At 67.2% G+C, this 12,978-nt stretch carries 12 protein-coding genes; 7 read left to right on the forward strand and 5 right to left on the reverse strand.

Features of this window, described 5'->3' with window-relative positions; genetic code table 11:
• Positions 1–2: 2 nt before the first annotated feature.
• From AC3FOF_RS33380 to AC3FOF_RS33395, 4 genes are read left to right on the forward strand one after another with little or no spacing between them, the layout of a single operon-like run.
• On the forward strand, positions 3–1,289 hold the full coding sequence (locus AC3FOF_RS33380; protein WP_488729022.1) for a vWA domain-containing protein: 1,287 nt from the start codon (positions 3–5) through the stop codon (positions 1,287–1,289).
• Complete coding sequence (locus tag AC3FOF_RS33385) at positions 1,280–1,861, forward strand: SRPBCC family protein (RefSeq protein ID WP_017228710.1); 582 nt, start codon at positions 1,280–1,282, stop codon at positions 1,859–1,861. Before AC3FOF_RS33380 ends, AC3FOF_RS33385 begins: the two co-directional genes overlap by 10 nt.
• Positions 1,834–2,862, forward strand: coding sequence for an XdhC family protein (locus AC3FOF_RS33390; protein ID WP_276264433.1), 1,029 nt, complete (start codon positions 1,834–1,836; stop codon positions 2,860–2,862). Before AC3FOF_RS33385 ends, AC3FOF_RS33390 begins: the two co-directional genes overlap by 28 nt.
• On the forward strand, positions 2,844–3,452 hold the full coding sequence (locus AC3FOF_RS33395) for a nucleotidyltransferase family protein (protein WP_488729023.1): 609 nt from the start codon (positions 2,844–2,846) through the stop codon (positions 3,450–3,452). The genes AC3FOF_RS33390 and AC3FOF_RS33395 overlap by 19 nt, the downstream gene beginning before the upstream one ends.
• A gap of 113 nt (positions 3,453–3,565) precedes the next feature.
• On the opposite strand, the gene AC3FOF_RS33400 is transcribed toward AC3FOF_RS33395, so the two are convergent.
• On the reverse strand, positions 3,566–4,060 hold the full coding sequence (locus AC3FOF_RS33400; RefSeq protein WP_488729024.1) for a DUF2938 domain-containing protein: 495 nt from the start codon (positions 4,058–4,060) through the stop codon (positions 3,566–3,568).
• Between the two features lie 18 nt (positions 4,061–4,078).
• Positions 4,079–4,960, reverse strand: a complete 882-nt coding sequence (locus AC3FOF_RS33405) for a class I SAM-dependent methyltransferase (RefSeq protein WP_035818499.1) — start codon at positions 4,958–4,960, stop codon at positions 4,079–4,081.
• A gap of 75 nt (positions 4,961–5,035) precedes the next feature.
• On the opposite strand from AC3FOF_RS33405, the gene AC3FOF_RS33410 reads away from it, so the two are divergent.
• The gene (locus AC3FOF_RS33410) at positions 5,036–5,473 is read left to right on the forward strand and encodes a helix-turn-helix domain-containing protein (protein WP_017231001.1); all 438 of its coding nucleotides are present in this window, start codon (positions 5,036–5,038) and stop codon (positions 5,471–5,473) included.
• A gap of 69 nt (positions 5,474–5,542) precedes the next feature.
• Here AC3FOF_RS33410 and AC3FOF_RS33415 read toward each other — a convergent pair whose 3' ends face one another.
• The 3 genes from AC3FOF_RS33415 to otsB form a co-directional block, all read right to left on the reverse strand.
• Positions 5,543–6,934 carry an alpha,alpha-trehalose-phosphate synthase (UDP-forming) gene (locus AC3FOF_RS33415; RefSeq protein ID WP_035818501.1) on the reverse strand — a complete coding sequence of 464 codons (1,392 nt, stop codon included), beginning with the start codon at positions 6,932–6,934 and terminating at the stop codon, positions 5,543–5,545.
• 118 nt (positions 6,935–7,052) lie between these two features.
• Positions 7,053–8,891 (reverse strand): glycoside hydrolase family 15 protein, encoded by a 1,839-nt coding sequence (locus AC3FOF_RS33420; protein WP_488729025.1) that lies wholly within the window; start codon positions 8,889–8,891, stop codon positions 7,053–7,055.
• A 12-nt stretch (positions 8,892–8,903) separates the two neighbouring features.
• Positions 8,904–9,689 carry a trehalose-phosphatase gene (gene otsB, locus AC3FOF_RS33425; RefSeq protein WP_488729026.1) on the reverse strand — a complete coding sequence of 262 codons (786 nt, stop codon included), beginning with the start codon at positions 9,687–9,689 and terminating at the stop codon, positions 8,904–8,906.
• A 252-nt stretch (positions 9,690–9,941) separates the two neighbouring features.
• On the opposite strand from otsB, the gene ilvA reads away from it, so the two are divergent.
• Both ilvA and queF read left to right on the forward strand, forming a co-directional pair.
• The gene (gene ilvA, locus AC3FOF_RS33430; RefSeq protein WP_017225005.1) at positions 9,942–11,468 is read left to right on the forward strand and encodes a threonine ammonia-lyase, biosynthetic; all 1,527 of its coding nucleotides are present in this window, start codon (positions 9,942–9,944) and stop codon (positions 11,466–11,468) included.
• A gap of 65 nt (positions 11,469–11,533) precedes the next feature.
• Complete coding sequence (queF, locus tag AC3FOF_RS33435; protein WP_017225006.1) at positions 11,534–12,367, forward strand: NADPH-dependent 7-cyano-7-deazaguanine reductase QueF; 834 nt, start codon at positions 11,534–11,536, stop codon at positions 12,365–12,367.
• The last annotated feature ends 611 nt before the right edge of the window (positions 12,368–12,978 follow it).

Genomic DNA, 12,978 nt, shown 5'->3' on the forward strand with positions numbered 1-12,978 from the left:
ACATGCCCAGGCCGCATCCGGATTCCGCGCTTGCCGCCACGCCTCCCGCCGGCTCGCTCCCCATGCTGGCGCGCAACGTCGCGCACTTCGTCCGGCTGCTGCGCGATGCCGGCTTCGCGCTGTCGCCCGCGCATGCCGTGGACACGCTGCTGGCGCTGCAATACGTGGACATCGGCCGGCGCGACGAGGTGCGCGCGGCGATGGCTGCCCTGATGGTGAACGGCCCCGACCAGCGGCCGCTGTTCGATGCCGCCTTCGATCTCTTCTGGCGCGACCCTGACTGGGAAAGCAAGCTGCGCGCCCTGCTGTTGCCACGCGTGGACGCCGGGGCGCCGCCACCGAAACGCAACAACCGGCTGGCCGATGCGCTGGCCGCCCAACGCCCGCCGGAGTCCGGGCAGCGCGGCAAGGAAAGCACCGAACGCTTCACCGCGCCGCTCACCTTCTCCGCGCAGGAGCGCCTGGCCCAGCGCGATTTCGAAACGCTCGGCGCGGAGGAATGGCGCGCACTGCAGCATATGATCCGGGCCCGCCATGCGCGCCTGGCCACCGAGCGCACGCGACGCTTGCGCGCCGCCGCCAGCGGGCCGCGCGCCGACCTGCGCGCCAGCGCCAGGCTGGCGGTGCGCCAGCAAGGCGAATGGCTGCGCTGGAAATACCGCCGCCACGCCGAACGGCGCCCGCCCCTGGTGCTGCTGCTCGACATCTCAGGCTCCATGAGCCAGTACTCGCGCGCGGTACTGTACTTCTGCCACGCGCTGATGCAGTCGCGCGAGCGGCTGTCGGTATTCCTGTTCGGCACTCGGCTCACCAATATCACCCGCTCGCTGCGGGAGCGCGACCCCGACGAAGCGGTCAACGCCATCGCCGGGCAGGTGCGCGACTGGGCCGGCGGCACCCGCATCGGCGCGGCGCTGGCCACCTTCAACCGGCAATGGGCACGCCGCACGCTCTCCGGCCGCGCCACCGTGCTGCTGGTCACCGACGGGCTGGATCGCGAGGATATCGGCCTGCTGGAGACGGAGATGGCTCGCCTGCGCCGCTTCGCCCATCGCATCGTCTGGCTCAACCCGCTGCTGCGCTATGCCGGCTTCGCGCCGCAGGCGCGCGGCGTACAGGCCATCCTGCCGCACGTGGACGCGCTGCGCTCGGCGCACAACCTGGACAGCCTGTTCGCCCTCGAATCGCTGCTGGCCGCGCGCGAGCCGCTGGCCATGGCCGTGTTCCCCGCAGCGCGGGGACTCAAGATCATGAAAGACACCAAGGAGACGCCCCAATCATGGAAATGACGCAGACACGGCAATTGCCGGTAGCCCAGCAAACCGCCTGGGAAGCCCTGAACGATACGGGGCTGCTCAAGCAATGCATCCCGGGATGTGAGAGCATCGAGCCTGACGGCGATCACGCCTACCTGCTGGCGCTGACCGCCGCGGTAGGCCCGGTCAAGGCGCGCTTCAAGGGCCGCATGGCCTTGCAGGATATCCAGGCGCCCGACAGCTACACCATCCAGTTCGACGGACAAGGCGGCGCGGCCGGCTTCGGCAAGGGCACCGCGCAAGTGACGCTGGCGCCGGATGGCGAGCACACCGTGCTGACCTATACGGTCAACGCCCAGGTTGGCGGCAAGATCGCGCAGATCGGCTCGCGCCTGGTCGACGCCGCCGCGCGCAAGATGGCCGATGTCTTCTTCGACCGCTTTACGGCAGCGGTCAGCGGGGACGGCGCGCAGGAGGAAGCGCAAGGCGCCCAAGAGGATGTCGCCAAGGATGGAGCGGCGGCCGGCGACGGCAGCCCGCCCGATGAACAAACTGGTGAAACGAAGCGGAAACGATCATGGACAGCGTGGATCTCGAAGTCCTGAAAAGCAGTGTGCGCTGGCTGGCCGAGGGCCACCGCGCGCTATTGGTCACGGTAGTCAGGACCTGGGGCTCCTCGCCCCGGCCCGAAGGCGCGATGCTGGCGGTGCGCGACGACGGCCTGGTGGTGGGCTCGGTCTCGGGCGGCTGCATCGAGGACGACCTCATCGACCGGGTACGGCGCGAAGGCATTGCCGGCGCGCACCCCGAAGCCGTCAAGTACGGCATCAGCGCCGAGGAAGCGCACCGCTTCGGCCTGCCCTGCGGCGGCACCATCGAACTGGTGACCGAGCCGCTCGGCGCCGCCAGCCACCTTGACGAACTGCTGGAAGCCGTTGAGAGCGGCAAGCTGGTGGCGCGCACGCTCGACATGGCAAGCGGCCGCGCCACGCTCGGGCCCGCCCTGGCCACCGACGGCCTGGCCTTCGACGGCGCCACCCTGCTCACCATCCACGGGCCGCGCTACCGCATGCTGGTGATCGGCGCCGGGCAGTTGTCGAAATATCTGTGCCAGATCGCCGTCGGCCTGGGCTTCCAGGTGACCGTATGCGATCCGCGCGAGGAATATACCGAGACCTGGGACATTCCCGGCGTCACCATGGTGCGCACCATGCCGGACGATACCGTGACCGACATGCAGCTCGACGAGCGCAGCGCGGTGATCGCCGTCACGCACGATCCCAAGCTGGACGACCTGGCCCTGATGGAAGCGCTGCGCACGCGCGCCTTCTACGTGGGCGCGCTGGGCTCCCGCCGCAACAACCAGGCACGGCGCGAACGGCTGAAGGAATTCGACCTCAATGAATTGCAGCTGGCGCGGCTGCATGGCCCGGTGGGCATCTATATCGGCAGCCGCACGCCGCCGGAAATCGCGATCTCGATCCTGGCCGAAGTGGTCGCCGCCAAGAACCATGTCTCGCTGCCCGACATCCTGCAGGTGGAAGGCGCCAAGGCAGCGCGCGAAATGGCGGCCGGTGCCGGCAGCACATGCAGCCCGGCCCCTTGAACGGGCCGGTCACGGAGGCCGACCTGCCTACCGGCATTCTGCTGGCGGCAGGCTACGGGCGGCGCTTCGATGCCGCCGGCCAGCGCAACAAGCTGCTGGCCACGCTGCCGGACGGCAAGACCGTCGCCGGCCGCAGCGCCCACACCCTCGCCACCAGCCTGCCCGGCGCACTTGCCGTGATCCGGCCAGGCAATGCGGCGCTGGCTGCCGAGTTGCGCGGCGCGGGCTGCCGGGTGCTGGAGACCGCTGCCGCGGAGGCAGGCATGGGCGCGGCGCTGGCAGCCGCGGTGGCCGCCACGCCGGACGCGCGCGGCTGGGTGGTAGCGCTGGCCGATATGCCGTGGCTGCCGGCCAAACTGGTGCGCGCGGTGGCGCTGACGATCACCACGCCCGATGCCATCGCGGCGCCCTGGCGGGATGGCCGGCTCGGGCATCCCGTCGGCTTTGGCTCGGCCTGGCGGGAAGCGCTGCTCAGGCTCGACGGAGACGAAGGGGCGCGCGAATTGTTGAAGACGCAGCCGGTGATGCGGATATTGACTGAGGACGAAGGGGCGTTCAGGGATGTGGATACGCCGGGGGATCTGACCTAGGGATTGGGGAGATCGGGGACTTTGGGGGTCGGAATGGCCAGTCGCCATGCCTCTGGGTTCGCCCCGGGAGATCGGCTTCGACGGCTTGCGTCAAAGCCGATGGCCTGGCGCCGCTAGCAGCAGCTTCGCCATTGAAACGTGTCCAGCAGACTGGCAACCCAGCCGGCCCCGTAGAGGCCGAGGCCGAAAATCCCGTGCGTGACGAGGCTATGGAGGCGCGCGGCGGCGGGACGCGGCGTGCGGCTGGCGGCCACGCCTGCGCCCATGCCTGGCTGCATCAAAAGGAAGGGCGCCGCCACGCTGCCGATGCCAACGATCAGCGCGGGGCCGAGCGTCGGATGACGGGTCCAGTCGAGGCCCCAGAACACGAGCAGCAGGGCCGCGAACGCCATGCCGATCAGATAATGGGCGATCCAGCCGATCAGGCGCTCGCCCTGTACGGGCGGTGAGGCGGCAATGGGATCGTGGCGAAAGCGTCCACGCGCCAGATGGGCGAGCCAGCGGCCCACCAGCGCATAGTCCAACGGAGGGATGCCGAGCAGCCGCTTTTGGGCGGCTGCCCAGATGTCCGTCGCCGCCGTCGCGCCGGCCCCGATCAGCAGAGCCACATCAGATGGTCCACTGCCTCAGGCATGGGCTGCCTCCCGCGGCGCGGCTGACGCGGACGGCGCCCGGGCGCTGACCATCCAGCAGGCGGCGGTGTAGCGAACTTCGGTTCCGTGCACATAGGGCTCGGAGGCGGCGCGGACAGCTTCGCCGACTTGCGCGCGCGTCCGCTCGTCCGCGTCCTGGAGGATCAGGCCGACGGGCCCGAACCGGGAGAGGTAGCCGGCCAGCGCCTTTTCGGGCAGGGTGCAGTCGACATCGATCGGCCGGATGTCGATCCCGGCCCAGCCGCTCTCTTCCAGGATGGTAGAGATCCGATCCCGGTCGGCGAAAGAGAACTGCCCCGGTACGCCCGGCCGGCGGGCGGGAAGGTTCGGCAGCAGCGGCGCAGCGGCGCGCTCGGCCGTCGTCATGAACGGATTTTCCGCGGCACTCCGCCAGGCGATGAACTGAAGTTCGGCATCGTCCCTTGCCGCCCGCCGCAGGTTGGCGAAGGCCGCGACCGGGTTGTCGAAGAACATGACGCCGAGGCGCGAAATGATCGTGTCGAAGCTCGCGGGCTCGAAGGCGTGCATCTGCACGTCCGCGCGGATGAAGCTGGCCGTCGTGTCTTCCCGCCCCGCGCGTGCCCGGGCGGCGGCGATCATCGGATCCGAAATGTCGGCGCCGACGCAGCGGCCCCCGGCGCCGAGCAGCCGCGCAACGGCGAGCGTCGTGCTGCCCGTACCGCAGCCGACGTCGAGCACCCGGTGCCCGGATCCGGCGCGGACCGCTTCGACGAGCAGTTCTTCGAACGGCTTGAACATCTGGTCGAGCAACGCCTGTGCATCGACCCAGGCGCGTCCGGCGTGGCCATTCCAAAGCGCGGTCTGTTCGTTATCGGTCTGGGGTGTGGCATCCATGGTCCTTTTTCCTTACTCGCCCTCAAGAAGCGGAAGCTAAACTATGCAGATTCAAGCCGACTTGAGGTCAAGAGGATGAAAAACCTGGACATTGGCGAGGTGGTGCAGCGATCCGGCGTTCCCGCATCGACGCTGCGGTATTACGAGGAAAAGGGGCTGATTGCCTCTAGCGGCAGACGCGGGCTGCGCCGCCAGTTCGATCCCGGCGTGCCGGAACGGCTGGCGCTGATCGCGCTGGGGCGCGCCGCCGGCTTCTCGCTAGATGAGATTGCGCTCATGTTCGTGCCGCAGGGGCGGCCGCGCATCGACCGCCAGATGCTCGCCGCCAAGGCGGAGGAACTGGACAGGACCATCCGCAGGCTCAGCGCCATGCGCGACGGCTTGCGGCACGCCGCCGCCTGCCCCGCGCCGAGCCACATGGAATGTCCCACCTTCCGCCGCATCCTGCAGGCCGCAGCTTCCGGCGCTATTGGAGCGCGAGGGAAGAAGACGCCACAGCCGCCGCGGAGCTAGTTCCAGGAGCCTCTATCGAGGAGCATCCATTGCCTGCGCCAGGGTACTGTGGTCAAAGTCGACCGCCCTTCACCCCCCCTCGGTCTCCGCCAGCGCCCTCAGATACTCCCCCCGCCACCAATGCACATCCTGCGCGCGGATGCGCTCCAGCAGCTTCTGGTGCCGCGACTGCCGTTCCGCCAGCGGCATATGCAAGGCCTGCTGGATCGCCTGCGCGGTGGCGTTGATATCGTAGGGATTCACCAGCAGCGCCTCGCGCAGTTGCTCGGCCGCGCCGGCAAAACGCGATAGCACCAGCACCCCCGGATCATCCGGATCCTGCGCGGCGACAAACTCCTTGGCGACCAGGTTCATGCCGTCACGCAAGGGCGTAACCAGCGCCACGCGGCAAGCGCGGCACAGCCCCGGCAACCTGCGCCGCGCGGTGATCCGATGGATGTAGCGCACCGGCATCCAGTCCAGCTCCCCGTACTCGCCATTGATCGCCCCGGACAACCCCTCCAGCTCGCGCCGCAGATCGGCATAGGCATCCACCGTCTCGCGCGACGGTGCGGCAATCTGGATCAGGGTCGCGCTGCGCCGGTTCTCCGGATACTGCGCCATCAGCGCCCTCACCGCCTTGAGCCGCTGCGGCAGCCCCTTGGAGTAATCGAGCCGGTCGATGCCGAGCAGCAGCCGGCGGCTCGCGTATTGCCCGCGCATCATCTCGTAGGTCTCGCGCGATTCGTCGCACCGCCCCAGTTCCGCGAACTCGTCGACGTCGATGCCGATCGGGAATGCCTGCGCGCGCACGGTACGATGAAAGGCACGGAAGCGGTATTCGCCCATCGGCTCGGCCTGCGCCTCGCGTTGCACATAGCGCGAGAAATGCTCGAGATCGAGCTGGCTCTGGAAGCCGATCAGGTCATAGGCGAAGAGCGCGCGCATCAGCCACTCGTGCTGCGGGATGGCGGCCAGGATCAGCGGCGGCGGCAGCGGGATATGCAGGAAGAACCCCATGCGCTGCCCGCAGCCCATGGCGCGCAGTTCCGAGGCAAGCGGAATCAGGTGGTAATCGTGGATCCAGATCACATCGTCCGGGCGCAGCAGCGGCGCCAGCTTGCGTGCAAAGAGCTGGTTGACGCGCCGATAAATGTTGAGATAGGCGGAATCGAAATCCGCCAGGTCGATGCGGTAGTGAAAGACCGGCCACAGCACACCGTTGCTGTAGCCCTGGTAGTACGCGTCATGGTCCTCCCGGCACAGGTCGACCGTGGCCAGCGTGACATTGCCGGCCTGCTGTATATGCAGCTCGCCCTCGCCTGGCGTACCTCCCTGGGCAGGCTCCACGATCTTGCCGCTCCAGCCGAACCACATGCCGCCGGTGGCCTTGAGCGCCTCGCCCAGCGCCACCGCAAGCCCGCCTGCGGCGATGTTGCGCGGATCGGCCACGCGGTTGGATACCGCTACTAGTCTGCCCATGTCTTCCTTTGCCAGAACCTGGCCCTGCGCGCCGCCCGCAAGCATTGCGATGCCTGCGGGGCCCGGCCTGGCGCGCCGCTGCCGTTGCCCGGGCCGCGCCCGCTTGCCCGGGCGAAGCTCAGATCACCGAGTCCCACGGCGCGGACAGGCGCGTGGCGCCGTTGATGAGACCTACCATCGAGTAGGTCTGCGGAAAATTGCCCCACATCTCGCCCGTCAACGGATGGGTGTCTTCGGACAGCAGGCCGAGCGGATTGCGCGCCGCCAGCATGGCCTCGAAGATCTCGCGCGCCTCCTCGCGGCGTCCCACGCGGGCCAGCGCGTCGATGCGCCAGAAGGTGCAGATATTGAATGCGGTCTCGGGCTTGCCGAAATCGTCCGGCGCCTCGTAGCGGCGCATATAGGGCCCGTCGCACAGCGAGGCTTCCATCGCCCTGAGCGTCGACATGAAGCGCTCGTCCTGCGGTGCGATAAAGCCGACTTCGGCCATCAGCAGCACGCTGGCGTCGAGTTCGCGGCCGCCGAAGCTCTCGGCGAACGCCTGGCGCTCATCGCTCCAGGATTCGCGCACGATGCGCTCCTTCATGCCGTCGGCATGCCCGCGCCAGTACGCCGCGCGATCCGGCAGCTGCAGCGCATCGCCGATCTTGGCAAGGCGATCGCAGGCGGCCCAGCTCATCAGCGCGGAGGAGGTATGCACGCGCGCGCGGGTGCGCAGCTCCCACATGCCCGCGTCGGGCGTGCCGAACACGCGCACCGCCTGCTCGCCCACGGTCTCCAGCACGCGGAACTCGGCGGCCCCGGCCCGGTGCAGCAGGCGATGGTCATGGAAGGCCTGGGCCGCGCCCAGCACCACATTGCCGTAGACGTCGTGCTGGAAGTGTTCCTGCGCCTGGTTGCCCACGCGTACCGGGCCCATGCCGCGGTAGCCCGGCAGGTGATCGAGCACGCTCTCCGGCAATTCAAGCTCGAGCCCGATGCCGTACAGCGGCTGGATATGCCCGTTGCTGGATTGCATCACTACATTGGACAACCAGCGCAGGTAGTCCTCCATGGTGCCGACCTCGGACAGGCTGTTGAGCGCGCGGATCACGAAGAAGGCGTCGCGCAGCCAGCAGAAACGGTAGTCCCAGTTGCGGCCGCTGCCCGGCGCCTCGGGCACGCTGGTGGTCATGGCGGCAACGATGGCGCCGGTCTCTTCATAGAGCGACAGCTTGAGCGTGATGGCGGCGCGGATCACCGCGTCCTGCCACTCGCGCGGCACCGCGAGGCGGCGGCTCCACATGCGCCAGTAAGCGGTGGTCTCCTGCTCGAAATGGCGCGCGGTTTCCTCCACGCCGCCCTGCAGGGTTTCGTCCGGCCCGAGGATGAAATTGTGCTCGCGCGTCAGCAGGAAAGGCGTCTGCGACAGCACATAGGTCAGCGGCGCGTCGGTGGTCATGCGCAGCGTCATGCCGTCGCCGATATAGCGCACATGGCTGCTGCCGCGCGTGATCTCGGGCTTGACGCGCCCCCAGTCGAAACGCGGCGCCACCGTCACCCGCACGCGCGGCGCTCCGCGCACCGGGCGAATCCGCCGGATCAGCGTGGTGGGCCGGAAATAGCGGCCGAGCCGGAAAAACCGCGGCGCGAAATCGGTGATCTCGAGGCAGTTGTTGTGCCGGTCGGTCAGGCGCGTGCGCAATACGGCGGTGTTGGGCTCGTACCATTGCTGCGCGTCACTGAAATCCTCGATCTCGATGGCGAAGTGGCCCGCATTCTCGCCAGGATCGAGCAAGGCATTGAAGACCGGATCCCCGTCGAAGCGCGGCAGGCAGCACCACACGATGCGGCCATGCCCATCGACCAGCGCAGAGATCGCGCAATTGCCGATCATGCCCAGCGATAGCGACGGATCGGCATGGCGGCCGGCGCCCTCGGCACTGGCCTGCCTACCCTCGGTGAATGGGTTGCTCACAGCGAATCCCCCTCAAGACGTCGTTGTGGATGTGGTTCCCGGCTCCGGCGCGCCCTCGGCGGCGGCCATGGCTTCCAGCGCCTTGGCAGAGCGATGCAGCCAGCAGCGCAGCGCGGCGGGGCCGGGCACGCTGACGGTGGCGGCGCTGGGCCGTTCGCCGACCAGCACGCCGACGCCGCCCAGGCGCCGCACCACGGCAAAGCCGGCCTCGTCGGTGATGTCGTCGCCGGCAAACAGCGGCAGGCGGCGTGCAAAGGGCGGGCCGCGCATGAAGGCGGCGATCGCGCCGCCCTTGTCGACGCCCGCCGGTTTGAGTTCGACCACCATCTTGCCGTGCAGGACTTCGATGCCGGGCACGCCACTTGCCAGTTCTGCCGCGAAGTTGCGTACCAGGCCTTCGAGATGGGGCACGGCGCGATAGTGCACCGCCACCGCCACCGCCTTGGGCTCGAGCTGCAAGCCGGGATGCGCGTTCACCAGGGCGGAAAGCGGCGGCAGCAACAGGGGCACGGCGCGATCCTGCTCGCGCAGCCGGTAGCCGCCCGCATCGCGCAGTTCCGCGCCGTGCACGCCGGCCGCGGGCAGCCGCAACGGATGCAGGAAATGGTCCAGTTCTGCGATCGGCCGGCCGGAAATCAGCGCGACGGCGCCGCCCAGTTGCGTATGCAGGACGCGCAGCGTCCCCACCAGTTCCGGTTCGACCTGCACGAGGTCGGGACGCGGCGCAAGGTCGGCCAGCGTACCGTCGAAATCCAGGAACAGCGCGGTGTTCGGTTCGATAAGAGGTAGGGAAGGCATTGCGTTACACCGTATCACGAGTGCTCCGGCAGCGTCCACCGGGCTTCGTCCTACAAAGTGCGCGATTGCTCCCAGAGCAGGCAGGGACGCCGGTTGCACCGCCACGGCGGCCCGGCGCGCGGCATCCGGGGTGACCTGGAAGACCCTTGCGCGCCGCCTTGCCGGAGGCCCGGGTGCCGGTGCAGGCATCGGCACCCCGCGCCATCCTTTATCATTAGCGGTTTCCGCCCATCCTCGCCCCGGCTGTCCACGATGACCCGCAAACCCGATTACCTGAGAAAGATCCTGACCGCCAAGGTGTATGACGTGGCCCAGGAAACCGAACTCACCTACGCGCACCTCCTCTCCGCACGCACCGGCAACTCGGTGTGGTTCAAGCGCGAGGACACCCAGCCGGTGTTCTCGTTCAAGCTGCGCGGCGCTTACAACAAGATGGCCTCGCTGACGGCGGAGGAACTCAAGCGCGGCGTGATCGCGGCCTCGGCGGGCAACCACGCCCAAGGCGTGGCGCTGTCGGCCGCCCGGCTGAAATGCAAGGCCATCATTGCCATGCCGGTGACCACACCCCAGGTGAAGATCGACGCGGTGCGCGAGCGCGGCGGCGAATGGGTGGAGATCGTGCTGCACGGCGAGTCGTACAGCGATGCCTACAACCACGCCGCGGTGCTGGAGAAGAAGCACAAGCTGACCTTCATCCACCCCTTCGACGATCCCGAAGTCATCGCCGGCCAGGGCACCATCGCCATGGAGATCCTGCGCCAGCATCCGGGCCCGCTGCACGCGGTGTTCGTCGCGATCGGCGGCGGCGGCCTGATCTCCGGCATCGCGTCCTACATCAAGGCCGTGCGTCCCGAGATCAAGGTGATCGGCGTGCAGACCGTGGACTCCGACGCGATGAAGCGCTCGGTGGACGCGGGCAAGCGCGTGGAACTCAAGGAAGTGGGCCTGTTCTCGGACGGCACCGCGGTCAAGCTGGTCGGCAAGGAAACCTTCCGCATCACGCGCGAGCTGGTCGACGAGATCGTGCTGGTGGACACCGACGCCATCTGCGCGGGCCTGAAAGACGTATTCCAGGACACCCGCAGCATCCTGGAGCCGGCAGGCGCGCTGGCCGTGGCCGGCCTGAAGCTGTATGCCGAACGCGAGAAGCTCAAGGGCCAGCACCTGGTGGCGATCGCCTGCGGCGCCAACATGAACTTCGACCGCCTGCGCTTCGTGGCCGAGCGTGCCGAGGTGGGCGAGGCGCGCGAGGCGGTCTTCGCAGTCAGCATCCCCGAGGAACGCGGCAGCTTCAAGCGCTTCTGCGAGCAGGTCGGCACGCGCAACGTGACCGAATTCAACTACCGCATCGCCGACAACAGCATGGCGCACATCTTCGTCGGCGTGCAGATCGCGAGCCGCGCGGAAAACGAGAAGATCGCCGCGGGTTTCCGCCGCCACGGCTTCGATACGGTGGACCTGTCGAACAACGAGCTGGCCAAGCAGCATATCCGCTACATGGTGGGCGGGCATTCGCAACTGGCGCACGACGAACTGCTGTACCGATTCGAGTTCCCGGAGCGTCCGGGCGCGCTGATGCGCTTCCTGTCGAGCATGAGCCCAAACTGGAATATCAGCCTGTTCCACTACCGCAACCAGGGCGGCGACACCTCCAATATCCTGGTTGGCATCCAGGTGCCCAAGAACGAGAAACGCGCCTTCCGAGCCTTCCTCGCCACGCTGGGCTATGTACACTGGGAAGAGACCGAGAATCCGGTGTACAAGCTGTTTTTGTCCTGATCAATCCCGTGGCTCCCGCCCTGCCCCCCTCGACGGGGATGGGCGGGGCCACACGCGAGGCAACCATGAGCCTTCCCGAACAATCGCCGCTAGGCAAACCCTCTGCCTACAAGACCGAGTACGACCCCACCCTGCTGTTCCCGATCCCGCGCCAGCCCAAGCGCACCGAGATCGGCCTGGCCGAAGGCCGCGCCCTGCCGTTCTTCGGGGTGGACATCTGGAACGCTTACGAGCTGTCGTGGCTGAACATGAAAGGCAAGCCGCAGGTGGCGCTGGCCAGCTTCATCATTCCCGCCGACACGCCCAACATCGTCGAGTCCAAGTCGTTCAAGCTCTACCTGAATTCGTTCAACCAGAGCAAGATCGCCTCGGCCGAAGCGCTGCAGCAATTGCTGCACCACGACCTGTCCGAGGCCACCGGCGGCACGGTGCAGGTGCGGCTGGTGACCGAGGCCGACCTGGGCACGCAGAAGATGGGCGAGCTGGAAGGCCAGTTGCTGGACCGCCTCGACATCGAGACCGACATCTACGAACCGGCCCCCGAACTGCTGCACGCCAACCATGACGAAGCGCCGGTGGAACAGACGCTGGTATCGCACCTCCTCAAGTCCAACTGCCTCGTGACCGGGCAGCCCGACTGGGGCAGCGTGCAGATCCGCTACGTGGGCGCACCGATCAACGAGGAAGCGCTGCTCAAGTACCTGATCTCGTTCCGCAACCACAACGAATTCCATGAGCAATGCGTGGAGCGTATCTTCACCGATGTGATGCGCCAGTGCAAACCGGTGAAGCTGGCGGTCTATGCCCGCTACACGCGGCGCGGCGGACTGGACATCAATCCGTTCCGGACCAACTACAACACGCCGTGGCCGGACAACCGGCGTAATGCGCGGCAGTAGCGCCGCCAAAACCATAGCATTTAGCCTGAAAATTCACTCGTTTCAGAAAGAGACTTCATGCGGCATGACAATGCGGCAATTCAGAATTTAGTTTCTTAAAATATTTTTTTCAGTTTTTTATGGGAGATATTTAGGGTTGCAGGACCTATAGCCCGAATGGTGTCGGGTTCTTTGGTACATGGAGCTATTTTTTTCAGTAGGAACTCTTGCCGTTGTAGGGACCTGATTCAGGTCTGCAGGGCCTAAAGGCGGAGTGGCGTCAGGCTCTTGGGCACATGGAGGTGTCACTTTTCTTTACTCGTAAAGAAAAGTAACCAAAAGAAAGCGACCCCTTGCAGGGGGGCTGGCTTATCGGGCTCGGGGACTTTGCGGATTCGTGGTGGGCGCGTCAGTCCTGCCTGACTGCTGGCGCTACCGGCGCGAACGGCATTGCCAATGCGGATGGCACTGGTTTCAGTATAGCGCCCATGATGGCAATGGCCCGTGGTGGCTCACGCATCTGCCGTTACCGGCGCGAATGGCCACTGCTTCCCGATCCTTGCCGGTTTCGTCGTGGGCGCGGTGGCCCCGGCTTGAGGCGAATACCCAAAATCTGGGGCCACCGCGCCCAC

Source organism: Cupriavidus sp. 96C5-1 (assembly GCF_057798855.1).